This window comes from Williamsia sp. 1135 (assembly GCF_002095395.1).
GTDB lineage: Bacteria > Actinomycetota > Actinomycetes > Mycobacteriales > Mycobacteriaceae > Williamsia.
In genome coordinates this window covers 71698-96477 of record NZ_MJEI01000091.1, presented here as the reverse complement: position 1 = coordinate 96477, position 24780 = coordinate 71698, and the positions used below count along the sequence as shown (strand labels likewise).

Below are 24780 nucleotides of genomic sequence, written 5' to 3'. Positions count from 1 at the left end.
CCGCCAAGCTCAGCTCGGCGTGTTGAACCAATGACCGGATCAACCGTTATTCAGACAGTCCCCTTACAACCAGGGTGGCAGGGAGGGTGCAACAGGTGGGTTTGACTGATTCGGGTGGGTTTGTCTTCGATCAGAGGCTGATGCGCTCCCCGGTCTCGGGGTGAAAGAGGTGTACCTTGCCGCTGTTCTGCCGAAGCCGCACAGCCTCACCCAGTTTTGCCGGTGATCGTTGTCCCGATCGGGCGACCAGGGTCAGCGGGCCGCCTTCGAGGCTGCGGACGTTCTGGTCCTCGAGGGTGGCGTAAACGTAGGTCTCGCTGCCGAGTTCTTCCATCAGGGCCACGGTGACACCGAGGCCTTCGCCGCCGTCACCGAGGGAGAGTTCCTCGGGACGGATGCCGACAGTGACCTCGTGCAGCCCTGACTTCTCCAGCAGGGTTGTCGAGTCGGCGTCGAGATCGATGGTGGCGCCGGCGACCGAGACTCTGCCGTCGCGTACTGGTGCGGTGAACAGGTTCATCGCGGGGGAGCCGATGAACCCGGCGACGAAGGCGTTCTTCGGGCGGTCGTAGAGCTCGGTGGGTGTGCTGAACTGCTGCAGAACACCCTTTTTGAGCACTGCGACCCGGTCGCCCATGGTCATCGCCTCGACTTGGTCATGGGTGACGTAGACGGTGGTGGTGCCGAGCCGCCGCTGTAGTGCCGCGATCTGGGTGCGGGTCTGCACACGCAGTTTGGCGTCGAGGTTCGAGAGCGGCTCGTCCATGCAGAAGACCTGTGGTTCGCGGACGATCGCGCGGCCCATCGCCACGCGTTGGCGCTGACCACCGGAGAGTTTTCCGGGTTTGCGGTCGAGGTACTCGGTGAGGTCGAGGACTTTGGCGGCCTCGGCGACCTTGCGCTTGCGTTCTTCGAGGCCGACACCGCGCATCTTGAGTGCGAATCCCATGTTCTCGCCGACGGTCTTGTTGGGGTAGAGGGCGTAGTTCTGGAAGACCATGGCGATGTCGCGGTCTTTGGGCGCCACGCCGACCATGTTGTCGCCGCCGATCTTGATGGCGCCGCTGTCGATCTCTTCGAGGCCGGCGAGCATGCGTAGGGCGGTCGACTTGCCGGAACCGGATGGGCCGACGAGGACGACGAACTCGCCGTCTTCGATGTCGAGGTTGAGGGAGTCGACGGCCAGTGAGTCGGCGCCGGGGTAGACGCAGCAGGCGTTTTCGTAGCTGATGGTTGCCATGATTGTGTGCTCCTGTTTATTTGATGGCGCCGAAGGAGAGGCCGCGGACGAGTTTGTTTTGGGCGATCCAGCCGCAGATGACGACCGGCAGGGCGGCGATCACGGAGGCGGCGGAGAGTTGGGCCCAGAACAGGCCCTGCCCGGACATGAAGCCGGTCAGTGCCACCGGCATGGTCTGGGCGTTGACGGCGGTCATGTTCACCGCTAAGAAGAACTCATTCCACGAGAAGATCACGCAGATCAGTGCGGTGGCGGCGATGCCGGGGGAGATCAACGGGAGGATGACCTCGCGGACCGAGGTCCACAGGCTGGCACCGTCGATCTCGGCGGCCTCCAGCAGTTCGCTGGGGACCTCGAGGAAGAACGATCGCATCATCCACACCGCGATCGGGAGGTTCATCGAGGTGTAGAGAATGATCAGCGTCCAGACGTTGTCGAGCATGCCGATCTGCCCGACGATCACGTAGAGCGGGATGATCACCGCGACCACCGGCAGCATTTTGGTGCTGATGAAGAAGAACAGCGCGTCGCTGGTCTTCTTGACCGGTCGCAGCGACAACGCGAACGCGGCCGGAACACCCAGTAGCAGAACGAAGATCGTGGACACGGTGGTCACGAACAGCGAGTTGAGCAGTGCGGTACCGACCCCGGCGTCGAAGACCGCCTTGAACTGGTCGAGGGTCGGGGTGAAGAAGAACGTCGGGGGATTGGTCGCGGCGTCGCTCTCCTGTTTGAATGCCGTGAGCACCATCCAGGCGACCGGGAAGAAGAACCCGATGGCGATGAGCCAGGTGAAGACGGTCAGCAGGCTTCCGCCGGTATTGCGCCTCTTCTTGATGTCCTTGATGTCGGTATGCGTTTGTGCCGGTGGCTTGTTCAGTGTCGTGGACATCAGGCTGCCTCCTCTTTTCCGCTGAAGCTCTTGAAGATCAGGCGTAGGGCCAGGCTCGACAGGATGATGGTCGCGACGACCGTCACGACGCCCATGGCTGCGGCCTGTCCGACGTCGAAGCCGAGGAAGGCGCGCTGGTAGATGTAGAAGGGCAGGTTCGAACTGGCGACTCCGGGTCCGCCTGCGGTCATCATGTAGACCGCGTCAAAGGTGTTGACCAGGTAGATGGCCCCGAGCACCGAACCGAGTTCGATGAACCGCCGCAGGTGCGGCAGCGTCAGTTCCCGGAAGAGGCGGACGCTGGTGGCGCCGTCGACGCGGGCCGCCTCCTGGATGTCCTTGGGCATCGACTGCAGGCCGGCCAGGATCAGCAGCATCATGAACGGTGTCCACTGCCAGACCAATTCGGCCATGACACTCGCGAGGGGGAACTCGCTGAGCCAGTCGACGTCGCCGAGCCCGAAGGGGCTCAACGCCCAGTTGACCAGACCGTTGGTGGGGGAGAGCAAGCTGGTCTTCCACAGCAGTGCGGCCGCGACCGGCGTGACCAGGAACGGTGTGATCAACAGGGTTCGGACGATGCTGCGGCCGATGAACTTGCGGTCGAGCAGGATTGCGAAGAACAAGCCCAGCACGACGGAGATGACCACGGTCCCGACGATCAGGATGACGGTGTTCAGGGCGACGGTGCGGAACTGGCTGTCGGTGAAGACATCCACGTAGTTGTTGAGCCAGTTGAACTCTCGGGAACCGGGACGGACCAGGTTCCATGACTGGGTCGAGTAGTACAGCGTCACGATGAACGGAATCTGCGTGACGATGATCATGAAGATCAACGCAGGCAGCAGCGGACCCCGTCGGCGCCAGCCCTCGGCGCGCGAGATCTGATCGCGTTTGGACTTTATCGGCGGTGATGCGGGCTCGGGCTCTGTGTTGCGCTCGGCGAGTGCGGTGGCCATGTCCTCACTGCTCCTTCTTGTAGGACTCGCCGACTACCTCGGCGTACTTCTGGGACTGCTCGAGCGCCTCGTCGACAGTGATCTGGCCGGCGATCGCCGCACTGATCTGTTGACTGACCCGCGTGCCGAAGTCTTGGAACTCGGGGATGGCCAGGAACTGGATTCCGGTGTACGGCACCGGGTCCACGGTCGGTTTTGTCTGGTCGGCGGACTGCATCGCGTTCAGTGTCGGCTCGGCGAATGCACCTGATATCTCCTTGTACTGCGGGAGGTCGTACGTCGAGAGTCGACTTCCGGGCGGGACGCTCGCGGCACCCAATTGCTCGGCCACCGTCTTGATGTAGTCCTTGCTGGTCATCCATTCGATGAACTTCCAGGCGTCGTCCTTCTTCTTGCTGCTCTCGGGGATGCCGAGCGACCAGGCGTAGAGCCAACCGTTGTCGCCCTTGGCCATACTCGGCGCCATCGAATACCCGACATTGCCTGCGATATTGCTGTCTTCAGGGCTCTCGAGGACCGACACCGCCGACGTGGCGTCGTACCACATGGCGACCTGACCTTGTGACATCAAGTTGGCGCATTCCTGGAAACCTGTTGAGGCAGCTCCGGGTTCGCCGTACTGACGTACGGTGTCGACGTAGAACTGCACGGCTTCTTTCACCTGGGGGCTGTCGAGTTGCGCGTTCCAGTCCTCGTCGAACCATCGGCCACCGAAGGCGTTGATCACGGTGTCGAGGGGTGCCAAGGTCTCACCCCAACCCGGCTTGCCGCGCAGACAGATCCCCGAGACGCCGTCGGTGTTGAGCTTCTTGGCGGCCTCTTGCACTTCGGGCCAGGTCGGCTCCGCAGGCATGGTGATACCCGCGTCCGCGAGCATCTGCTTGTTGTACATCAGGAACGACGATTCGCCGTAGAACGGCGCCGAGTACATGTTCCCTTCGTAGGAGAGTGCCTCGCGAAGGGTGGGGATGAAGTCGTCCTGGTCGTACCCGGGGCTCGAGACCATGTACGGGGTGAGATTGACCAACCAACCGTTCTCGGCCCAGGTCGCGGTCTCGTAGTTGCTGATCATGACGACGTCGAACTCTCCGCCGCCGGTTGCGACGGAAGCGGTGATCTTCGCCCGGGCCTCGTTCTCGGAGAGGGTGACGAACTTGAGTTTGATACCGGGATTTTCCTTCTCGAACTGAGGAGACAGTGAAATCGCGTCAGTCATCTGCGAGTTGGACACCAAGGCGATGGTGACTGCTTCACTGCCACCGTCGGTGAAGGATCCGGCGCCGGCACAGGCGGTAGCGGTCAACGCAACCGTCGATGCGAGGGCAAGTGGGGCAAGAAGTCGTCGCCAACGCCGGCGGTGGCCCGGCGACGGGTCGGCGCCGTAAGCGTCGCGCTTGGGTGAACCAGTCATCATTGACCTTCCTGTTGCGAGATGAGCCAACGTGCGCAAGTCAGATCGGTCACCAATGTGGTGGCCAGTCCGCCGCGCACGGCGCCCAGAATCGACTCTTGGCGGTGCGCTCCACCGGATACGAGAATGGTTGTGCGGCAGCCACGAACGGCGTCCAGGGAGACCGACACCGTGCGGTCGACGAGTGAGGACTCGACCGCGGTGCCGTGTACGTCGTAGAACCGGCCGCCGATTTCACCGACCGCGTCCAGGCCGGCCAGTTCGTCGAGGACCGCCGCATCGAGGTAGGCGCCTTCGAAGAGAGTCGTCGACGTGGAGACCGAACCGACGCCGAACACCATGACGTCGGCTTCGTCCGCGGCACCCAGGGATTGGGAGAGGATCGAGTCCCGGCGCATCGCGGTGACGGTCTCGGCGTCGGCGTACAGCGGTGCCATCAGACGAAGTGGCTGGGCGCCGAGCCGCTCGGCAAAACGGGACAGCGCGTGGTCGACGCCGGTGTGATATTCCACCGATGTCATCGAACCGTCCATCTGGACCACGCGCCGGCAGTTCGCTGCGCGCGATCCGAGAGAATCCGCGACCGCGACGGTCTCGGGACCCCACGTGAATCCCAGTGTGTCGGAGGGAAGTAGTCGCCGGGTCAGCACCGAGGCACCGGCTCTCCCGAGTGCGGCGTTGCCGGTGGGTGTTCCGTCGGCGGACTGATCGATGATCAGGACTTCGTCGAGCCCGAACAGCGACTCGATCTCGCGTTCTTCGTCGGTGTGGATGGATCCGGCGAGGTGCGGGGGTGCATCGATGACCACACGCACCAGGCCCTGAGCGCGGGCCCGGGCGATGAGACGTCCGGCCGTCGGACGCGAGAGTCCGAGACGACCGGCCACCTCGGCCTGTGTGAGCCCTTCGAGGTGGTACATCGTGGCCGCACGGACCAGCAGGCGCAGGTCTTGACCTGTGTCGACGGATGGCTCAAGTGGTGACGCGTTCACGCGCCCTCCTCGCTAGATCGTGAGCATATGCTCACTAGTCGTGGATATGCTCAGTAAGCTAACATCCCAGCTGTGACGCACGCAACACCCTTGGAGGAAAGTGACATGCTGCCGACGACGATGAGAGCCAGTGTGCTGACGGCCCCTGGCGAGTTGATCCTCGAACGGCGAGACGTCCCGTCCCCGGACTCAGGTCAGGTGTTGATCCAGGTCAGCGCCGTCGGCGTGTGCGGTTCCGACGCGCACTACTACCGGCACGGCCGTATCGGCGACTATGTCGTCACCGCCCCCCTCGTACTCGGCCACGAAGCCGCAGGTCGAATCGTCTCGGTGGGAGCAGGCGTACCGGTAGACCGAATCGGTGAGCGCGTTTCGATCGAACCGCAGCAACCGGATCCCGACAGCGCACCGAGCCGCCGCGGCGAATACAACCTTTGTCCGCACATGCGCTTCTACGCGACGCCGCCCGTCGACGGAGCGTTGGCGGAGTACGTTCTGATCGGTTCGGCCTTTGCTCATTCGATACCCGATTCGGTGAGCGATGAGGCCGCAGCACTGTTCGAGCCCCTGTCGGTCGCGATCGCTGCGACCCGTAAAGCGGCTGTCGGGGTGGGCGACCGGGTGCTGATCGCCGGCGCAGGACCGGTGGGCCTGCTCTGCGCGCAGGTCGCGAGTGCGGCCGGGGCGGCCGAAGTCGTCGTCACCGACATCAATCCGGAGCGCTGCGCTGCCGCGCTGCGTTTCGGCGCCACCACGGCAGTCGGTCCAGATGAGCTGCCCGTCGCCCTCGACGCGGACTCCTTCATCGACGCGTCCGGCGCGGAACCGGCCATCCTTGCCGGCATCGCATCGGTGCGTCCCGGTGGGCGGGTTGTGCTGGTCGGTATGGGATCGTCGTCGACCATGACCTTCCCGGTGGCGTTGATCCAGAACCGGGAGCTCATCATCACCGGGGTGTTCCGATACGCGAACACGTGGCCGGCCGCACGGGCTCTGGTGACGTCGGGCAAGGTGGACCTCGACGCGATGGTCACCGCACGTTTCGGACTCGACGACGTGGCGCAGGCCCTCGATGCCGACCGCGCGCCGGGCAGTATCAAGGCGGTCATTTACCCGGGTCGCACCGGATCCCCGTCCTAAGGAGTTGGCAGGCAATGACACTGGACAACGCACACCTGGCCGACATCACGACCATCGCGACCCCGGCGTATCTGCGCGGCGAGCTGACATGCGGCATCGTGCATTTCGGCGTGGGGGGATTTCATCGCGCCCACCAGGCGATGTACATCGACCGGTTGCTCACCGCCGCAGCTGATTCCCGCGCGTGGGCGATCTGTGGCGTCGGGGTGTTGCCGAGCGACGCGCGGATGCGGGACGCGCTGGTTCCGCAGGACGGTCTGTACACCCTGACCCTCAAACATCCCGACGGCACTGTCGAGACGTCGGTGATCGGGTCGATCGCCGAATACCTCTATGCCCCCGACGATCCAGAGGCGGTGGTGGCAAAGTTGGCCGCGCCGGAAACCCGAATCGTCTCGCTCACCGTGACCGAGGGTGGCTACAACTTCTCGGCGACGACGGGCGAGTTCGACGAATCGAATCCGGCGATCGTCGCAGACCTGACAGAGGACGCGATCCCCGCTACGACGTTCGGGCTGGTGATCGCGGCTCTGGAGCGGCGTCGAGCGCAGGGTTTGCCCTCTTTCACGGTGATGTCCTGCGACAACATCCAGGGCAACGGCGATATCGCCCGTAAGACATTCACCGCGTTTGCCGAGCTCAAAGATCCGGAGTTGGCGGCGTGGATGTCCGAACACACCTGCTTCCCCAACTCCATGGTCGACCGCATCACCCCCGCGACCGCGCCCGAGTTGCTGACCGAGGTCCTCGAGCGCACCGGCGTCGCCGATCGCTGGCCCGTGGTGGCGGAACCGTTCACGCAGTGGGTTCTGGAGGACTCCTTCTCCGATGGTCGCCCGGCCCTGGAAACCGTCGGTGTTCAGGTGGTGTCCGACGTCGGGCCCTACGAGCTGATGAAGCTGCGCCTGCTCAACGCAAGCCATCAGGCCCTGTGCTACTTCGGATACCTGATGGGGTACCGGTATGTACACGACGCCGCACAGGACCCATTGCTGCGCAACCTGTTACGCGGATACATGAGCAACGAGGCCCGTCACACGCTGCTGCCCGCGCCGGGGGTCGACGTGGACGAGTACATGGACACCCTGATCGAACGATTCTCCAACCCGGCGATCGGCGACACCATTGCGCGACTCTGTCAGGATTCGTCGGACCGAATCCCGAAGTGGCTGTTGCCGGTGATCTCCAGTCAGTTGAAGACCGGCGGCGACGTGCGGCTGGCGGCCGCGGTGGTGGCGAGCTGGACCCGCTACGCCGAGGGCGAGGACGAGAACGGCGAGCCGATCGATGTTGTCGATCCACTCGCGGAGACGCTGGTTCCGCTGGCGAAGAAGAGTCGCAACGACCCGTTGGCCTTCGTCGCCAACACCGCATTGTTCGGTGATCTCGCCGAGGACGACCGGTTCACCCGACCGTACCTCTGGACCCTGGAGTCGTTGCGCGGCAAGGGTGCTCGTGAGACGCTGAGCGAGCTCGTGGCCGCCGAATAAGGCACGCCCGACGGCGTTTTCGGCACGCTCGGCGGCTTCTGTCGAGCGTGCCCCTGGTAGCGCCGAACGGGCCTCAGCGGCCGACGGTCAGTGCGGTGGCCTCCTGGTACTGCTCGTACACAGCCGGAACAGGGTCGGCCTCGTAGACGCTCTCGGCGGCTGCGGTCCAGGCGGGAGGCTCGTGGGTGTTCGTCAGTGTCCACGCCGCCTGCCGGGCGGCACCGACTGCGACGTACTCGCCGGGCTCCGGCACGACGACGGGGCAGCCGAAAATGGCCGGTGCGATCTCACGTACGGCCGCAGATCTGGCTCCTCCGCCGACAAGGATGATCCGGTTGATCTCGATGCCCTGCTCCACGATCCGGTCGGCGCAGTATTGCAGTGAGCACAGCAGACCTTCGATGCCTGCGCGAGCGATGTTGGCCTTGCCCAGATTTCGACCGGTCATCCCGTGGAGAGCGCCACGGGTGTGCGGTAGGTTCGGCGATCGTTCTCCCTCGAAATAGGGGACCAACGACAGACCTTCGGCTCCCGGGGGTGCCGACAACGCGAGGTCCGAGAACGTCTGAAGGTCTACGCCGAGCATGTCCGCGACCGCCGCGAGGACCGGTGCGCCGTTGAGTGTGCAGACCAGCGGCAGTTGTCTGCCGGTCGCATCGGCGAATCCGGCCACGAGTCCGTCGTAGTCGGCAGGGGATCGGTCACCGACGGCGCTGACCACACCCGAGGTGCCCAGCGACACAACACAATCACCGGGCCCGGCACCCAGGGCCAGGGCGGCGGCGGCATTGTCGCCTGCCCCTGCGCCGAGGCCTGCACCGCCGGCGGTGCGGGCAGCGGTCTCGGACGGCGCGGCGATGCGAGGAAGTAGCGGACTTCGTCCACGAAGCGCCAATTGCAGGAGGTTGTCGTGATACTCGCCGGTGCCTGCGCTGAAATAGCCGGTCCCACTGGCGTCGCTGCGGTCAGTCCAGAGTTCTGCTATGTCGGACGAGCTCGACAGCCGCCAACTGAGCCAGTCGTGGGGAAGGCACACCGCGGCGGTGCGATCGGCGTTCTCGGGCTCGTGATCGGCAAGCCATCGCAGTTTCGACACGGTGAAGGACGCGACGGGAAGGAGACCGGTTTCATCGACCCACGGTTTCGGCCCTCCGAGGTCGTCGATCAGGTCGGTGGCCGCGCTGTCGGAGCGGGTGTCGTTCCACAGCAAGGCGTCTCGGACCACCGCGCCGTTCTCGTCGAGACAGATCATGCCGTGTTGCTGCGCTCCCACCGACACCGCGGCGACGTCGTCGATGCCGCCGGCGTCGTCGATCGCTCCCTGCAGCGCGTCCCACCACCTGTCGGGATGGATCTCGGTGCCGTGCGGATGCGGTGCGCTGCCGGACCGGACGATCCTGCCGTCCTCGGTGTCGCACACCACAACCTTGCTGGACTGGGTCGACGAGTCGATTCCGGCGACCAGCGTCATCTCTACTCCTCAGCGCGCTCGAGAATCGCGACCGAGGTTGCGAGCCGCGCCGTCGCCACGCTACCGGTGAAATCGGCTCCGGTCAGCAATTCTCGCCATGTGCCTGCGGGAAGCTCGAGTGTCGTCTGCTCCCAGTCGCTGTCTTCCAGTCGTGCGGTCCAGCGGCAGCCGGCCACGATCACCGAGACGCCGGTTCCTCGTTCACCGCGACCGAAGGCGACGACATGGGCTGCGGCGGGACCGGACGCCGACAGGGCGTGATAATCACCGGCCACGAACACGTCTGGTCGCCGGCGCCGCAGGTGCAGCGCGGTGCGCACGACGGCCACCTTGGGATGGTCCACCGACTGCGAGTAGTCGACGGGACGTCGATTGTCCGGGTCGACCAGCGAATCGTCGAACCACTCGGTGCCCTGGTACACATCGGGGATACCAGGGGCGAGTAGAGCCAGTGCCTTCTGCACCACGGCATCGGACTCGAGGTGATGCCGGGTGTCGTGGACGAGTTCGGTCAGGTCGTCGGCGCACGGGCCGTCGAAGATCTGATCCAGCCAGGTATGGACGGCGGATTCGAAGGCCTCGTCGACCTCGGTCCACGTGGTCCCGACCCCGCCTTCGCGAATCGCCTTCGTCGCGTAATCGTGTATCCGAGCGCGTAACTCCGCTGTGATCACGCCGTCCACCGGCCATACGCCGAACAGATTCTGGCGCAGGAACAATCCGGTGACACCGGCAGGCGCGGGGTTGCGAGCCTGGGAGCGATCGGTCAGCTCTGCCCAACGCTCCGGAATCTGCGACAGGAACCCGATCCGCGCCCGGACGTCTTCGCTGCGCTTGGTGTCGTGCGTCGACAATGAGGTCAGCGCGCGCGGCCACGCCGACGCCCGGTCAGTGTTGAAGTGGTGGAAGTCGTCGAGGGAATCCGCGAAGACCCCAGGGCTGCCACCGACCTCTTGCAGGCTGACCAATCTCGCGGTCCGGTAGAAGAGGCAGTCTTCGACGCTCTTCGCCGTCACCGCACCACAGACCTGCGCCAGGCGTGCCCGCGACTCTGCATCGGAGGTGACTGCCGAACCGATCAGATCGAAGGACGACGACAGTGCGGGGAGCCGCTTCCTCTCGGTGTCGAGAAGCGACTCGAGCGTGCCCGACAGCACCGGATAGTCACTGCGGTACACGCCGAGCCCGGCCACCACCGCGCCGATCGCGACGTCGAGATCCTCGGCCGCGGGCACGTCGGCGCCGTTCGCGGTGGCCACAAGAGTTCGTCGAAGCCGTGCCCTCTCGGCGGGAAACGTCTCGTCCAGGATCGAGAGTTTGAGGTGCCGCTCGGTGGCTTCCAACCAGAGGTTGTCGCCGCGGTCGCTGCTGTAGCGCTGGTGTAGATCGCCCATCGGGCCTTCACCCTCGGGGTCGACCAGTACTGCGCCGACGGCGCGTAAGACCTCGTAGCCGGTGGTCCCATCGACCGGGAGGGACGGATCGAGCGGTTCGGAGCGGGACAGGATCTTCTCGATCAGCAGTACGCGTTCCGGCCCGATGTCGGCACGCAGGTTTGCGAGGTAACCGGCCGGGTCGGCGAGGCCGTCGGGATGATCGACTCGGATCCCGTCCGTGAGATCCTCGGCGACCAGTTGCCGAACGAGGGTGTGGGTGGCGGCGTACACGGCGGGGTCTTCCTGCCGCAGCCCCGCGAGACCGTTGACCGAGAAGAACCGTCGGTAGCCGATGACACCGATGTTCCAGGGCACCAACCGATACGACTGCTCCTGATGCACGGATGTGGCCGACGCCGGGTTGGCCGGATCATAGGTTCCCGGCGCCAGCGGGAACCGGTGCTCGTAGAAGGCGAGTTCCGGCTCGTTGCCATCGGTGTCGATATCCAAGGCGCCCAGATCGTCGGGGGAACCGAGGACGGGGAGGGCGATCTTGCCCTCGGCGCCATTGTCTTTCGACCAGTCGATGTCGAAATAGCCGGAGTACTCCGATGCGGCACCCAGCCGCAACACATCCCACCACCACGGATTCTGCCGGGGATCTTCGATACCGGTGTGGTTGGGAACGATGTCGACGATCAGACCGATGTCTCGCGCCGTTGCCGCCGCCCGCAGTGCGCGGAGTCCCTCGATACCACCGAGCGCTGGGGAGACCTCGGGCGGCGGCACCCAGTCGTATCCGTGGTTCGACCCGGCCTGCGCGGTCTGGATCGGTGACAGGTACAGGTGGCTCACCCCGAGCGCCGCGTAGTGATCGAGGTGTTCGATCGCGTCGGCGAACGTGAACCCGGCGTGTAGCTGAAGCCGATAGGTTGCCGTGAGCGGCAGGATCATGGGAGCTCCGGTGCTTGTTCGAATACGAGTGGTCAGTTCACCTTGCGGAGTACCAACAACGACCGTTCTCTAACCAGTAGGCCGCTCTCGGCTTGTGCGCTCACCGAACTGTCTCCCACAGAGTTGGCGGTATCGAGTACACCGACCCACTCCTCGGCGTAGAAGGCCGTCGGTATCCGGAACTCGATCGGCTCGTAGTGCGCGTTGAAACACATCAGGAAGTCGTCGTCCCGCACGACCCGGCCGCGGACATCCTTCTCGCCGATTGCTGATCCATTCAGGAACACTGCGAGGGACTTGCCGAAACCGCTGTCCCAGTCGGCCTCGGTCATCTCCTCGCCGCCCGGGGTCAGCCAGGCGATGTCGCGTGGCTGATCACCTGAGCGGATCGGCCGCCCCGCGAAAAATCGGCGGCGGCGGAACACCGGATGAGCGGTTCGCAGCGCGATGACGCGCGAGGTGAACGCGAGTAGGTCTGAGTTCTCCTCTGCCAGGGACCAATCCATCCAGGCGATCGGGCTGTCCTGGCAGTAGACGTTGTTGTTGCCGTTCTGGGTGCGGCCGATCTCATCTCCGTGCGCGATCATCGGGGTGCCCTGGCTGAGCATGAGGGTCGCCAGGATGTTCCGCTGTTGGCGGGCCCGCAGACGTTCGATCTCCGGATCGTCGGTCGGTCCCTCGACACCACAGTTCCACGACCTGTTGTGGCTTTCGCCGTCGCGATTGTCCTCGCCGTTCGCGTCGTTGTGCTTCTCGTTGTACGACACCAGGTCTCGCAATGTGAAACCGTCGTGCGCGGTCACGAAGTTGATGCTCGCGCTGGGGCGGCGTCCGGTCGCCTCGTACAGGTCGGACGATCCGGTGAGCCGGGATGCGAACTCGCCCAGCGTTGCCGGCTCGCCGCGCCAGTAATCGCGGACGGTGTCGCGGTATTGCCCGTTCCACTCGGTCCACAGTCCGGGGAAGTTGCCGACCTGGTAGCCGCCCTCACCCACGTCCCACGGCTCGGCGATCAGCTTGACCTGGCTGACCACCGGATCCTGTTGCACGAGATCGAAGAACGCGGACAGCTTGTCCACGTCGTGTAGCTCTCGTGCCAGGGTGGAGGCGAGGTCGAATCGGAAACCGTCGACGTGCATCTCGAGAACCCAGTACCGCAGCGAGTCCATGATCAGCTGGAGCGTGTGTGGATGCCGGACATTGAGGCTGTTGCCGGTGCCGGTGTAATCCATGTAGTGCCACGGTTCGCCGTCGAGAAGTCGGTAGTAGGCGGCGTTGTCGATCCCGCGGAACGCGATACTCGGACCGCGGTGGTTCCCCTCGGCGGTGTGGTTGTAGACCACGTCGAGGATGACCTCGATTCCTGCCTCGTGGAACGCGCGAACCATCGCCTTGAACTCGGGGACGGCGCTGCCGGCCTTTTTGTTCGACGCGTAGTCGGCATGCGGCGCCATGAACCCGAAACTGTTGTAGCCCCAGTAGTTTTTGAGACCCTGGTCCAACAGGGTCTGGTCCTGCAGGAACTGATGGACCGGCATGAGTTCGATCGCGGTGACACCCAGATCGGTCAGGTGGTCGATGATCGCCGGATGCGCGAGCCCCGCGTAGGTGCCGCGGAGTTGTTCCGGGACCTCGGGATGCGTCGCGGTCATGCCCTTGACGTGGGCCTCGTAGATGACGGTCTCGTAGTACGGCCGGTTCGGTGCCCGGTCGTGCTGCCAGTCGAAGAACGGATTGATCACGACCGAGGTCATGGTGTGCCCCAACGAATCGAGCCGCGGCGGCTCGCCGAACAAGGGATCTGGCGGCTCAGGTGTCGGGGCGGGCTCGACGACGGCTTGCTCCAGGGCGGAGTCGCTGTCGTCGTCGGTCGCGGCGGCGTCGGAGTCATCGTCGTCGACGGTGACTGTCACCTCGTCGACATCTGAAGGGACGGAGGACGTCTCGGGCTCCGCCGGCTCGGCCTTGGGGGTCTCGAGCACGATTGGATAGGAATACAGGGAGGCGTCGCCGTCGAACTCGCCGTGAAACGCCTTACCGTAAGGGTCGACGAGCAATTTCGAAGGGTCGCAACGCAAACCCTGCCGCGGGTCGTAGGGACCGTGCACCCGGTAGCCGTACATCTGGCCCGGTGAGATCGAAGGCAGGTACGCGTGCCAGACGTACCCATCGACCTCGTCGAGCGAGATTCGGGTCTCCGAATTGTCCTTGCCGATCAAGCACAACTCGACCTTGGTGGCGACCTCGGAGAACAGGGAGAAGTTCGTGCCGGCGCCATCGAACGTGGCGCCCAATGGATAAGCGGTGCCCGGCCACACCATCAGCTCGGCGGCGACGGCGTGGCTTGCTCCGTTGGTGGAACCGTTGGCGGAGTCGGGCGAAGCGGCGGTGGCCGCCGGGTCGACCAGGTCGGTGTGCGCTCGAGCGCCGGTGACCCCGGCGTGCGCACCACTCTCGGGCGGCGTCATCTGCACCCTCGATTTTTCATGGCTTGACCCTACTTGTCGGCGGAGCGGGTGGCATGTCCAGCGCACCGGGGTGCATCAGCGCGGACCGGCCGTGAATGTGGTGATCAGGTCCAGGGCAGCGCGGCCTGCATCTGCCGCTGCAATTCCGGGATCAGGCTACGGACGAACGTCGCGCTGAGGTGGTGGAGGTCGTGGTAGACGATGATGTTTCCCACTACTGCGGGGCACTGTGTTTCGTTGCACATTCCGTCGGTGAGGTCGAGGGGCAGCACGTTCGGGTGATCTTGCACGATGTCCTGAGTGGGATTCGTGGGGGCGAACGATGACGCGCGCGACGTGGAGCACTCATCGACATCGTTGTTCGAAAGACAGTCCGGGGTGTTGATCGACCCCTCGCCGTTGTGCGGCCACGACGTGTCGCGGATGCCGAGCACCGGGATGCCGGCCTCGCCGAACTGGTCGAAAATCGGCAGGTAGTCGTCGGGAACCCAGTCACCCGGCTCGAAGTCCCGAGGGCGCGTGGAGTTGGTGAACACCGCATCGGGTCTGTCGGCGATGATCTGGGGCACCACCTTCTCGACCCAGTCGTGACATTGCGGGTATGGCACACCGGCCTGTTTCGGAACCAGTTCTGTCGAGAGCGGGCAGCCCATCTTCAAGTACGTCTTGATCTTGAAGTGGTTCTGTTTGCCGAGGATGTCGAGAGCGGTGATCCACATCTCCGCATGCGACCCTCCGGCAAGCGCAATCGTTTTGGTGGCCAACGGATCCCCGTAGACACCGACGTGCACACCGTCGTCCTTGAAGTCGCTGATATGACCGTTGAACGACGTCGCGGGCAGATCCTTGACGACCTGCAGCGGCGAGGGTTGCGGGTCGACGTGGGGGACCGGTGCGTTCTCGAGCAGCGCCCGCGCTCCCGGATACACCCGCGGGTCGAGATTTGTCGTGTCCACGGTCATGTGTTCGACGTGGTAGTCCCAGGCCTTGAAACCCACGGTCATCAGAATTGCGCCGACGGCCAGCATCGTCGTGACCACGGTGGTGTAGTTCAGCATCCGTGCGCGCCACTGGTTGACCGGTGCGGCGTGGGCCGCCTGGTGGTGCCGAGTCGGACTGCCCTTGTGAGGCGGTGACTCTTTGTGGATGGACACCGATCGCGGCGCACGGAGCGGCTCTTCGATGTACCGCTTGGTCAGCCAGGCCATCGCGATCGACACCGCGATCAGTACGGTGCCCTCGACGATCGAGGCGTGGTTCTTGTCCCGCCATGTCAGATAGAAGATCAGCAGCGGCCAGTGCCAGAGGTACAGCGCGTAGGAGATGGAACCGAGCCACACCATCTGCCGGGTCGAGAGCCCCTGGTTGATCGTGGGCTGATCCGTCTTCGGACCGTGCTGCAGGCCTGTCGCGCCGGCCCAGATGATGGCGAGGGTCGACAACACGGGGACCAGCGCCCAGGGGCCCGGATACTGCTCGACCCCGACGATCCACCACCCGCAGGTGATGATCATGCCCAGAGCGACGATGGCCACCAGGCTGCGGATGGCGTTGGGTACCCGCCACTTCGGCATCCAGATCGCAAGCAGCCCGCCGGCGAGCGGTTCCCATGCGCGGGAGATGGTGTCGTAGTAGTTGAACTGCTGGTTGACCTCCATGCGCATGTGAGCCCAGTAGAAGGACACAGCGGCGACGCCGAGGATGGCGAGGAACACCACGACCCGGATCACGGTCGGATCGGCCAGCTTCTTCACGCCGGCCCGCACCAGCAACTTGATCGCACCCGCGAACGCGAGGGCGGTGAGCATCGTGATGACGAAGAACTGACCCTGCACCGACATCGACCACAGATGCTGGAGGGGGCTGTTGGCCGAGCTCGCCGCGGTGTAGTCCTGCGAATTGAACGCCAGATGCCAGTTTTGGTAGTAGAAGAGGCTTGCGATGACCTCTTTGCCGGTCGACACCCATCTCGTCTCGGGGAAGATCAGCAACGTGCCCAGGCTGATCACGATGAGGATGGCCACCAGTGCCGGCAGTAGTCGTCTGGCGAGTCGGGTGAGTCGCTTTGTCGGATTGACGGTGTGCCAGAGCGTCGCGCGATCGTCCTGGCTGACGATCACGTGGCGGAGCAGCGATCCGACGAAGAAGTAGCCGGAAAGGGTGAGGAAGACATCGACGCCGCCGGAGACCCGTCCGAACCAGATGTGGAAGCACGCCACCAGCACGATGGCGAGGCCGCGAAGGCCGTCGAGATCAGTGCGATACGAGGGCACGGTGTCGGCGGGGACCGACGGCGGCCGACTTTCCACACTGGGCGAGGCTGTCAACTGGTTGTGTCTCACTTGTCCGGTTGCGCTGAAAGATGTGTTGCTTCCCAGCATCGGGTTGGCTGTTCCGGCACGTAATGTACCTGCTCTTGCTTAGAATCCCCGGCCGGGAACGCCGCACGGGGCTCTCTAGGGTGGAGCAGTGCCCCCATTGCCCGAGTTCCCTAACCCCCGAGCGCCGATGTCGGCGCAGGAGATAGTGCGCCTCGATTCCGAGTTGATCTGGCATCCCTACGGGACTTTGCCGCACCCGGATCCCGCGCCGCGGGTGGTGCGGTCTGCGGCCGGAGTGCGGCTGACGTTCGCGGACGGGACAACCGTCGTCGACGGGATGAGTTCGTGGTGGGCTGCGATCCACGGCTACGCCCATCCGGTTCTCGACGAGGCCGCGCGCCGCCAGCTCGACGCGATGGCACACGTCATGTTCGGCGGTCTGACCCACGAACCGGCAGCTCGGCTGGCCGAAGTCCTCGTCGACATCACGCCGGAGCCATTGCGCACCGTCTTCTTCTGTGACTCGGGATCGGTCTCGGTGGAGGTGGCGGTGAAGATGGCGCTGCAGTACTGGCGGGCACGCGGCGAGTCGCGGCGTACCCGGCTGCTGACCTGGCGCGGCGGATATCACGGGGACACGTTCACACCGATGAGCGTCTGCGATCCCGAAGGTGGAATGCACACCCTGTGGACCGACGTGTTGACCCCGCAGGTGTTCGCAGACGCACCCCCCGCAGGGTTCTCGGCCGACTACGTCACACATCTGGAGAATGCGGTCGCCGAACACTCAGGCGAGCTCGCCGCGGTCATCGTGGAACCGGTTGTGCAAGGCGCCGGCGGCATGAGATTCCACGACGCGCGTTATCTGACCGAGCTGCGCCGGATCTGTGACGAACACGGACTGCTGCTCATCTTCGATGAGATCGCCACCGGGTTCGGCCGCACCGGTGCGCTGTTCGCCGCGAATCATGCCGGGGTGTCGCCCGACATCATGTGTCTGGGCAAGGCGCTCACCGGCGGATACCTGTCGATGGCCGCGACACTGTGTACCCGTGCCATCGCCGAGACCATCTCCCGCTCGGAGGTCGGGGTGCTGGCGCACGGCCCGACCTTCATGGCCAATCCGCTGACGTGTGCGGTGGCCCTGGCATCGACCGAACTGTTGCTGGCCTCGCCGTGGCAACAGCGGGTGGCGCGTATCGAAGAACGTTTGACCACCGGACTGGCCCCGTTGGCCGAGCTGCCGGGGGTGCGAGAGGTCCGGGTGAAAGGCGCGATCGGCGTCGTGCAGTTGGAGCAGCCGGTCGACATGGGCCCGGCGACGGATGCCGCGGTCGACGCGGGCGTCTGGTTGCGGCCTTTCCGCGACCTCATCTACACGATGCCGCCTTTCATCTGCTCCGATGATGACCTCGACGCCATCATCGGTGGTATCGGCGCGGCGGTAGCGGCGGTGACCGGGCCGGTTCGGCGAGCGGGTGTCCGGCAGCCATAGTGGGTGAGAGGTGACATCGTCGCCTGTGAGACGCTCTTGGGCAGTGAATCCGATGACATCTTCCGATACGGCGACCGCGCTCAGCTGGCTTGACGAGGCCGCGGATGTGCGCGCGGCCGCGGGCCTGCATCGCACGTTGGTGCCGCGCGCTGCCGAGAGTGACCTGCTCAACCTGGCGTCCAACGACTATCTCGGGCTGTCCCGCGAACCGTCTGTGATCGCGGGTGCGCGCGACGCTCTCGAGCGGTGGGGTGGCGGGGCCACGTCGTCGCGGCTGGTGACCGGCACGACCACGTTGCACTCCGAACTCGAGGCCGACCTCGCGGCTTTCCTGGAGTACGAGTCTGCGCTTGTGTTCTCGTCCGGCTATCTGGGGAACGTCGGGGCCGTGTCAGCGCTCATGGGCCGCGGTGACCTGATCGTCAGCGATGGTGGCGCACATGCGTCGTTGATCGACGGATGCCGTCTTTCGCGTGCACGCGTGGTGGTGGTCGATCGCGGTGACCACGATGCGGTCCGGCGCGAGCTCGACGAGCGGACCGAAGAGCGCGCCATGGTGGTCACCGACTCCGTGTATTCCATCGACGGTGCCATCGCCCCGGTGACGCAGCTGTATGCCGCCGCCCGCGACCACAACGCCGTCCTGCTCGTGGACGAGGCTCACGCGCTGGGCATCCGCGGTGCCGGGGGGCGCGGTGTCCTGCACGAGGCGGGACTGTCCGGAGCCCCTGATCTCGTTGCCACCGCGGTGCTGTCCAAGTCGCTGGGCTCTCAAGGGGGAGTGGTGCTCGGATCGGCAGCAGTCCGCGATCACCTCATCGACCGCGCCCGGAGCTTCATCTTCGACACCGGCCTCGCCCCGGCGGCCGTCGGTGCCGCGCAGGCGGCGTTGACCCTGTTGCGGCACCGCCCTGAACTCGCGGTCCGCGTGCGGTCGAATGCCGCGCGCCTGGCCCAACTGTGCGGCGGAGAAGTGCCGGAGGCCGCCGTGGTCTCGATCGTCCTCGGCGACCCGGCCCGCGCCCTCGACGCCGCCCAGCGGTGCCGAGACCGTGGAGTCCTCGTCGGCTGTTTCCGGCCGCCGTCGGTCCCGCCGGGCACGTCGCGACTGCGGCTGACGGTCCGCGCCGACCTCACAGACGACGACATCACGAACGTGGCCGAGGTGGTCAACTCCGTGCTCGCCGAGATCTGACATGTCTCCCGTCGAGCGTGCCGAAAACGCCGTCGAGCGTGCCACCGCGATCGCTATCGGCCCGTCATCGTGAAGCTCGTGATCACCGGCACCTCCACAGAGGTCGGCAAAACGGTCGCGACCGCCGCACTCGCGGCTGCGGTGATCGGCCGCGGAGCCTCGGTCGCTGTCTGTAAACCCGCGCAGACCGGGGTGGGGCCGGGTGAGCCCGGGGACATCGCCGAAGTGCGTCGGCTGACCGGGGTCAGGGCCACTGCAGAGAGCTTTCGCTACCGCGACCCGTTGGCGCCGGACCGGGCCGCCCGCCGGGAGGGCGCGCCGTTCGTGGACCTCGAGACGGTGCTGTCCGCGGTGTCAGAGTTCGACGATCACGACCTGACATTGGTCGAAGGCGCCGGGGGAGCGCTGGTGCGGTTGGCCCCGGACCTCACCATCCTCGATGTGGCGGCAGGCCTCGACGCGCCGTTGCTGGTGGTGGCTGCCGCAGGGCTCGGCACCCTGAACCACACCGAGCTGACCATTCGCGCCATTCACGCCGCCGGCCTCGACTGTGCCGGCATCCTCATCGGTTCCTGGCCCGACGAACCCGATCTCGCGCAGCGCTGCAATCTGGAAGACCTCCCGCTGGTCACCGGAGTTCCGATCGTCGGCCGGATCCCGGCAGGCGCGGGCGGTTTCGATCGGCAACGCTTCGGTGCGCAGGCATCGCAATGGTTCGATGCCGGTTGGCTGTCGCGGCTTGTGGCGCACCCCAAGTCCGCCGACGCAGGTGATAGGGCACACTAGGACCGCAAAGTGTCATGACGAGAGGGAGGCCCAACGTGACCCAGGCGCCAGTACGCACGGACATTCTCGACGTCGCGCGTGAGCAGGTGTTGGAACGCGGAGAGGGTTTGAGCCAGGAGCAGACGCTGCAGATCTTGCAGTTGTCCGATGACCGGCTGACGGACCTGCTGCAGCTCGCACACGACGTGCGGATGAAGCACTGCGGACCCGAGGTCGAGGTGGAAGGCATCATCTCGCTCAAGACCGGTGGTTGTCCCGAGGATTGCCATTTCTGCTCGCAGTCGGGCCTGTTCGCGTCGCCGGTGCGCAGCGCGTGGATCGACATCCCGGCGCTGGTCGAGGCGGCCAAGCAGACTGCCAAGTCGGGTGCGACGGAGTTCTGCATCGTCGCTGCGGTCCGTGGTCCGGACAAGCGTCTGATGGCTCAGGTCGCGGCCGGTATCGAGGCCATTCGCGCCGAGGTCGACATCCAGATCGCTTGCAGCCTGGGCATGTTGACGCAGGAGCAGGTCGACGAGCTCAAGGCGATGGGGGTGCACCGGTACAACCACAATCTGGAGACCGCGCGCTCGCACTTCCCGAACGTCGTCACCACGCACAGCTGGGAAGAGCGGTTCGGCACGCTGAAGATGATCCGCGAGGCCGGCATGGAGGTCTGCTGCGGTGGCATCCTCGGCATGGGTGAGACGCTCGAGCAGCGGGCCGAGTTCGCCGCGGATCTCGCTGCACTCGATCCCGACGAGGTTCCCCTGAACTTCCTGAACCCGCGTCCGGGTACCCCGTTCGGGGACCTCGACGTCTTGCCGGCCGCCGAGGCGCTCAAGGCGGTTGCCGCGTTCCGGTTGGCGTTGCCGCGCACCATCTTGCGGTTCGCCGGTGGCCGCGAGATCACCCTCGGCGATCTCGGCGCCAAGCAGGGCATCCTCGGTGGCATCAACGCGGTCATCGTCGGTAATTACCTGACGACCCTGGGTCGTCCGGCCGAAACCGATCTGGATCTGCTCGAAGAGTTGCAGATGCCGATCAAGGCACTCAACGACTCGATTTGAGCGCGAGCCCACTCGTGAGTGACATCCCGACACCACTGGCCGCACCGTTGGTGTTCGGGGTGTACACCGGGGTGAAACTCGACGTCGAAGACCCGCAGTCCATTCCGCGCGCAGCGCAATTGGGCTTGGAGCCACCGCGCTATTGCGGTCAATGTGGACGCCGGATGGTGGTGCAGGTGCGCCCCGACGGCTGGTCTGCCCGCTGTTCGCGGCACGGTACTGTCGACTCCGTGGAGCTGACACAACGTTGATGAGCAGTGGTCGGTCCGGGCTGTTCGCGGCGGCGGGCGTGGCGGCGACCGGGATCATCTGGGGCATCGCCTGGGCATTGCTGACGCCGGGTATCGAAGGCCGGGTCGTCGAGGACGGCCGGGCGGTCGCCATCGGCGATGCGACTGCCGAGTTCGGCGCGATCGGGCGATTCTTCTGTCTTGCACTCGCGGCGGGTGTCGTCCTGGCCATCGTGTTCTGGTACCCGCCTGCGCTGCGCGGTCCTCTGGGGGTGGCCGGGTTGTCGGTCGGCGCGGTTGCGGCGGGAATCGTCGCGATCTGGGTTGGTGACGCCGTCGCCCGGCAACGTTTTTCTGGCCGAGACGGCGTTCCGGTCGGCGGTGAGTTCACCCAGCCGCCCACTCTCCGGATCGATGGCGCACATCTCGACACCTTGGGCGGGCTGAGCGTGTCGTGGGTGTTGCTGGTGGTCGCGCCTATCACCGCGTTGGTGACGTACTTCCTGCTCGTGGTGATGAATCGAGAAGCCGATCTCGGCCACCCGGCCTCGGCGACCGATGACTCGGCGGCCCTGGATACGACGCAGAGTGAGCCATCGCACAGTTGAGGTTCTTGCCGCGTCGATAGTTGTAGTTTCACAATAGTTAGGTGAACTCAACTACAGGCACGCTCAGTCCGCGCCGCAAGGCCGCGGTCTTGGCGACCTGTTGCCTCAGTCTGCTGATCGTCTCGCTCGATGCCACCATCGTCAACGTCGCCATCCCGTCCATCCGTAGCGATTTCGACGCAACGCCGTCCCAGCTGCAGTGGGTCATCGACGTCTACACCCTGGTGCTGGCGAGCCTGCTGCTGCTGTCGGGGACGATGGCGGATCGCTTCGGCCGACGTCGGGTATTCCAGATCGGGTTGGGTACTTTCGCGCTCGGATCGCTGCTCTGCAGTCTGGCGCCGAGTATCGAGGTGCTCATCGCCGCCCGGTTCCTCCAGGCAGTCGGCGGGTCCATGCTCAATCCGGTTGCGATGTCGATCATCACGCAGACGTTCTCCGGCCGCGTGGAGCGAGCGAGGGCTGTGGGTGTCTGGGGAGCGGTCGTCGGTATCTCGATGGCCCTCGGTCCGATGGTGGGTGGCCTGCTCATCGATTCCTTCAGCTGGGAGTCGGTGTTCTGGATCAACCTGCCCATCTGTGTGGTCGCCATCGTCGCGACGGCGCTCGTAGTTCCCGAATCGAAGTCAGCGAAGGTCCGGGGGCTCGATCCCATCGGCCAGGGTCTGGCGATCGTCTTCATGGCAGGCATGATCGTCGGGTTGATCGAGGGACCGGGCCTGGGCTGGACCGATCCGCGCACCATCGCGATCTTCGCCGTCGGGATCGGGGCGTTCGTGGCCTTCTGCCGCTACGAATTGCGCCGCGACGAACCGTTCATCGAGCTTCGGTTCTTCCGGAGTGTCCCGTTCGCCGCGGCGACGGTCACCGGCGTATTCGCCTTTGCCGCGTATGGCGCTTTCTTGTTCATGATGTCCATCTACCTACAGAGCATTCGCGACTATTCGCCGGTGCAGACCGGGCTGATGTTCCTCCCCATTGCCGCCGGAACGCTGGTGTTCTCGCCTCTGTCGGGGAGGCTCGTCGGCAAATACGGGACGCGGCCCTCGCTGGTGATCGCCGGGTTGTTGCTGGCGGTGGCGTCGGCCACCCTGACCCGACTCGACCAATACACACCCAACTGGCAACTGCTGGTCGTCTTCGGTCTGTTCGGTGTCGGCTTCGGCATGGTCAATGCTCCGATCACGACGGCCGCGGTCAGTGGGATGCCGCGGGATCGGGCCGGTGCAGCCTCGGCCATCGCGTCGACCAGCCGCCAGGTCGGGATCAGCCTGGGTGTCGCGTTGTCGGGAACGCTCGCCGGATCAGTGATCGCCGCGGATGCGAACTCGGCAGGCTCGGTGCACGACATGGCTCCGTTGTGGTGGGTTTCGGTCGGACTGGCCCTCGGCATCGCCGCGCTCGGGTTTTACTCGACGACCGCGTCGTCGGCGCGCACCACGCAGCGCGTTGCCGCGTTGTTCGCAGAATCGGACGAGGAACCGATCACGCAACCAACCCTGGCCGGGCACGCTCGCGGGAGCGCACGTGAGTGATCGCCGAGACGACGTCTGGCAGGTGATGGCCTCGCTGGTGCACAGTAATCGCGATACCTGGCGCCGAGCGGTGATCGAACGTAGTGGCCTGCCCTTCAGCAGATTTCGGGTACTGAGCAGGCTCGATGACGGGCCTCGCTCGGTCAAGGCGTTGGCGGCCGCGGCAACGCTCGACGCGCCCGCGACCACCGTCGCCGTCAACGATCTAGCCGAGCGGGGACTGGTGGACAGGAAGGTCGACCCCGGCAATCGCCGAACCAAGATCGTGTCGCTGACCGAGGCCGGACGTGAACTCCTCGATTCGATCCGATCAATCGGTGATCCCGCCCCGTCGGCGTTCGAAGTCCTGTCAGATGAAGAACTCTCGACGCTGGCCGAACTGCTGGAAAAGTTGGGTCAGGGGTCAGGGCGGCGGACGCAGCGTCGCGAACTCGTCGGTGATGCGTAATCGGTTGTCGGCGAAGCGATACAGCGCAGGCGGTCGTCCGCCGTTCGGTCCCGTTCGGCCGACCGTCCCGGTTGCGGTGATCACGCCGCGGCGCGACAAGATGCGCAGCAGGTTCGTCGAATCGACCGGGTATCCCAGTGCAGCGCAATAGATGTCGGACAACGCTGACATCGAGAACTCGGGTGGCGCGAGCGCGAACGCGATGTTCGTATAGGACAGCTTCGCGGCCAGCCGTGATCGTGCCCTCTCGATGATCGTGCTGTGGTCGAAGCTGATCTGGGGCAGCAGTGACACCGGATGCCAGCGTGTGTCCGGTGGCAGGTTGGGTCGCGAATCCGAGGGCACCATGCCGAGGTACGACGATGCGATCACCCGCGGACCGGGGATCCGGTCGGGCGCAGAGAACACGGTCAGCTGTTCGAGGTGGGCGACCTCGCGGACGTCGACCTTGTCTGCGAGTTGACGAAGCGCGGACGTCCTGAGGTCTTCGTCGGCATGGAGGTGGCCACCTGGCAGCGACCACGAACCGGCCTGCGGGTCGTACGCGCGTTGCCACAGGAGCACCGACAGCTGGGGGGCTTGGCCGACGTGGTGCTCGCGAACCTGGAACACGGCGCAGAGGACCTCGTGAAGGACACTCTGAGCAGGCATGGCTGCGAGTGTAGTGGCTCATTCGCCCCGTGCCTGACCAGCCGAGTTACTCCCCGGGCGCTGACGGGT

The 24780-nt window shown here is 65.2% G+C and carries 20 protein-coding genes; 10 read left to right on the top strand and 10 right to left on the bottom strand.

Features of this window, described 5'->3' with window-relative positions; translation table 11 throughout:
• Positions 1-130: 130 nt before the first annotated feature.
• From ugpC to BFL43_RS13155, 5 genes are read right to left on the bottom strand one after another with little or no spacing between them, the layout of a single operon-like run.
• Positions 131-1240, bottom strand: coding sequence for a sn-glycerol-3-phosphate ABC transporter ATP-binding protein UgpC (gene ugpC / locus BFL43_RS13175; protein ID WP_084892985.1), 1110 nt, complete (start codon positions 1238-1240; stop codon positions 131-133).
• A 16-nt stretch (positions 1241-1256) separates the two neighbouring features.
• Positions 1257-2132 carry a carbohydrate ABC transporter permease gene (locus BFL43_RS13170; protein WP_084892984.1) on the bottom strand — a complete coding sequence of 292 codons (876 nt, stop codon included), beginning with the start codon at positions 2130-2132 and terminating at the stop codon, positions 1257-1259.
• Entirely contained in the window at positions 2132-3091 is a 960-nt protein-coding gene (locus BFL43_RS13165; protein ID WP_084892983.1) for a sugar ABC transporter permease, read from the bottom strand. The genes BFL43_RS13170 and BFL43_RS13165 overlap by 1 nt, the downstream gene beginning before the upstream one ends.
• Positions 3092-3095: 4 nt before the next feature.
• Positions 3096-4502 (bottom strand): sugar ABC transporter substrate-binding protein, encoded by a 1407-nt coding sequence (locus tag BFL43_RS13160; protein ID WP_084892982.1) that lies wholly within the window; start codon positions 4500-4502, stop codon positions 3096-3098.
• A complete protein-coding gene (locus BFL43_RS13155; RefSeq protein WP_240498228.1) occupies positions 4502-5494 on the bottom strand; it encodes a sugar-binding domain-containing protein in 993 nt (330 codons plus the stop codon). The genes BFL43_RS13160 and BFL43_RS13155 overlap by 1 nt, the downstream gene beginning before the upstream one ends.
• Before the next feature lie 120 nt (positions 5495-5614).
• Here BFL43_RS13155 and BFL43_RS13150 point away from each other — a divergent pair, with 120 nt between their 5' ends.
• Both BFL43_RS13150 and BFL43_RS13145 read left to right on the top strand, forming a co-directional pair.
• On the top strand, positions 5615-6634 hold the full coding sequence (locus tag BFL43_RS13150; RefSeq protein WP_084892998.1) for an NAD(P)-dependent alcohol dehydrogenase: 1020 nt from the start codon (positions 5615-5617) through the stop codon (positions 6632-6634).
• A gap of 14 nt (positions 6635-6648) precedes the next feature.
• Positions 6649-8124 carry a mannitol dehydrogenase family protein gene (locus BFL43_RS13145; RefSeq protein WP_084892981.1) on the top strand — a complete coding sequence of 492 codons (1476 nt, stop codon included), beginning with the start codon at positions 6649-6651 and terminating at the stop codon, positions 8122-8124.
• A 73-nt stretch (positions 8125-8197) separates the two neighbouring features.
• Here BFL43_RS13145 and xylB read toward each other — a convergent pair whose 3' ends face one another.
• From xylB to BFL43_RS13125, 4 genes are all read right to left on the bottom strand, one after another.
• On the bottom strand, positions 8198-9595 hold the full coding sequence (gene xylB / locus BFL43_RS13140) for a xylulokinase (protein ID WP_084892980.1): 1398 nt from the start codon (positions 9593-9595) through the stop codon (positions 8198-8200).
• A 2-nt stretch (positions 9596-9597) separates the two neighbouring features.
• Positions 9598-11925, bottom strand: a complete 2328-nt coding sequence (treY, locus tag BFL43_RS13135; protein WP_084892979.1) for a malto-oligosyltrehalose synthase — start codon at positions 11923-11925, stop codon at positions 9598-9600.
• Positions 11926-11957: 32 nt separating this feature from the next.
• Positions 11958-14246, bottom strand: coding sequence for a glycogen debranching protein GlgX (glgX, locus tag BFL43_RS13130; RefSeq protein WP_240498229.1), 2289 nt, complete (start codon positions 14244-14246; stop codon positions 11958-11960).
• Positions 14247-14497: 251 nt separating this feature from the next.
• Positions 14498-16774, bottom strand: a complete 2277-nt coding sequence (locus tag BFL43_RS13125) for an acyltransferase family protein (RefSeq protein ID WP_084892977.1) — start codon at positions 16772-16774, stop codon at positions 14498-14500.
• Positions 16775-16901: 127 nt separating this feature from the next.
• Between BFL43_RS13125 and BFL43_RS13120 the strand changes: the two genes are divergently transcribed.
• The 8 genes from BFL43_RS13120 (at position 16902) to BFL43_RS13085 (ending at position 24060) form a co-directional block, all read left to right on the top strand.
• Entirely contained in the window at positions 16902-18209 is a 1308-nt protein-coding gene (locus tag BFL43_RS13120; RefSeq protein WP_084892976.1) for an adenosylmethionine--8-amino-7-oxononanoate transaminase, read from the top strand.
• 52 nt (positions 18210-18261) lie between these two features.
• On the top strand, positions 18262-19404 hold the full coding sequence (locus BFL43_RS13115) for an 8-amino-7-oxononanoate synthase (RefSeq protein WP_084892997.1): 1143 nt from the start codon (positions 18262-18264) through the stop codon (positions 19402-19404).
• 66 nt (positions 19405-19470) lie between these two features.
• Positions 19471-20190, top strand: a complete 720-nt coding sequence (bioD, locus tag BFL43_RS13110; RefSeq protein ID WP_143695293.1) for a dethiobiotin synthase — start codon at positions 19471-19473, stop codon at positions 20188-20190.
• Positions 20191-20225: 35 nt separating this feature from the next.
• Entirely contained in the window at positions 20226-21239 is a 1014-nt protein-coding gene (gene bioB / locus BFL43_RS13105) for a biotin synthase BioB (protein ID WP_084892975.1), read from the top strand.
• A 14-nt stretch (positions 21240-21253) separates the two neighbouring features.
• Positions 21254-21490, top strand: a complete 237-nt coding sequence (locus BFL43_RS13100) for a hypothetical protein (protein WP_206186660.1) — start codon at positions 21254-21256, stop codon at positions 21488-21490.
• On the top strand, positions 21490-22077 hold the full coding sequence (locus BFL43_RS13095; protein ID WP_168176629.1) for a DUF2567 domain-containing protein: 588 nt from the start codon (positions 21490-21492) through the stop codon (positions 22075-22077). Before BFL43_RS13100 ends, BFL43_RS13095 begins: the two co-directional genes overlap by 1 nt.
• Positions 22078-22118: 41 nt before the next feature.
• Positions 22119-23612 carry an MFS transporter gene (locus tag BFL43_RS13090; protein ID WP_084892972.1) on the top strand — a complete coding sequence of 498 codons (1494 nt, stop codon included), beginning with the start codon at positions 22119-22121 and terminating at the stop codon, positions 23610-23612.
• A complete protein-coding gene (locus BFL43_RS13085) occupies positions 23605-24060 on the top strand; it encodes a MarR family winged helix-turn-helix transcriptional regulator (protein WP_084892971.1) in 456 nt (151 codons plus the stop codon). Before BFL43_RS13090 ends, BFL43_RS13085 begins: the two co-directional genes overlap by 8 nt.
• On the opposite strand, the gene BFL43_RS13080 is transcribed toward BFL43_RS13085, so the two are convergent.
• Positions 24016-24711: an NUDIX domain-containing protein gene (locus BFL43_RS13080; RefSeq protein ID WP_084892970.1), complete on the bottom strand. Its 696-nt coding sequence runs from the start codon at positions 24709-24711 to the stop codon at positions 24016-24018. The genes BFL43_RS13085 and BFL43_RS13080 overlap by 45 nt on opposite strands.
• Between the last annotated feature and the right edge of the window lie 69 nt (positions 24712-24780).

Coding starts and splice junctions, on each gene's coding strand:
- ugpC (WP_084892985.1), bottom strand. CDS start 1,240: ATGGCAACCATCAGCTACGAAAACGCCTGCTGCGTCTACCCCGGCGCC.
- BFL43_RS13170 (WP_084892984.1), bottom strand. CDS start 2,132: ATGTCCACGACACTGAACAAGCCACCGGCACAAACGCATACCGACATC.
- BFL43_RS13165 (WP_084892983.1), bottom strand. CDS start 3,091: ATGGCCACCGCACTCGCCGAGCGCAACACAGAGCCCGAGCCCGCATCA.
- BFL43_RS13160 (WP_084892982.1), bottom strand. CDS start 4,502: ATGACTGGTTCACCCAAGCGCGACGCTTACGGCGCCGACCCGTCGCCG.
- BFL43_RS13150 (WP_084892998.1), top strand. CDS start 5,615: ATGAGAGCCAGTGTGCTGACGGCCCCTGGCGAGTTGATCCTCGAACGG.
- BFL43_RS13145 (WP_084892981.1), top strand. CDS start 6,649: ATGACACTGGACAACGCACACCTGGCCGACATCACGACCATCGCGACC.
- xylB (WP_084892980.1), bottom strand. CDS start 9,595: ATGACGCTGGTCGCCGGAATCGACTCGTCGACCCAGTCCAGCAAGGTT.
- treY (WP_084892979.1), bottom strand. CDS start 11,925: ATGATCCTGCCGCTCACGGCAACCTATCGGCTTCAGCTACACGCCGGG.
- glgX (WP_240498229.1), bottom strand. CDS start 14,246: ATGGTGTGGCCGGGCACCGCTTATCCATTGGGCGCCACGTTCGATGGC.
- BFL43_RS13125 (WP_084892977.1), bottom strand. CDS start 16,774: ATGCTGGGAAGCAACACATCTTTCAGCGCAACCGGACAAGTGAGACAC.
- BFL43_RS13120 (WP_084892976.1), top strand. CDS start 16,902: ATGTCGGCGCAGGAGATAGTGCGCCTCGATTCCGAGTTGATCTGGCAT.
- BFL43_RS13115 (WP_084892997.1), top strand. CDS start 18,262: ATGACATCTTCCGATACGGCGACCGCGCTCAGCTGGCTTGACGAGGCC.
- BFL43_RS13095 (WP_168176629.1), top strand. CDS start 21,490: ATGAGCAGTGGTCGGTCCGGGCTGTTCGCGGCGGCGGGCGTGGCGGCG.
- BFL43_RS13080 (WP_084892970.1), bottom strand. CDS start 24,711: ATGCCTGCTCAGAGTGTCCTTCACGAGGTCCTCTGCGCCGTGTTCCAG.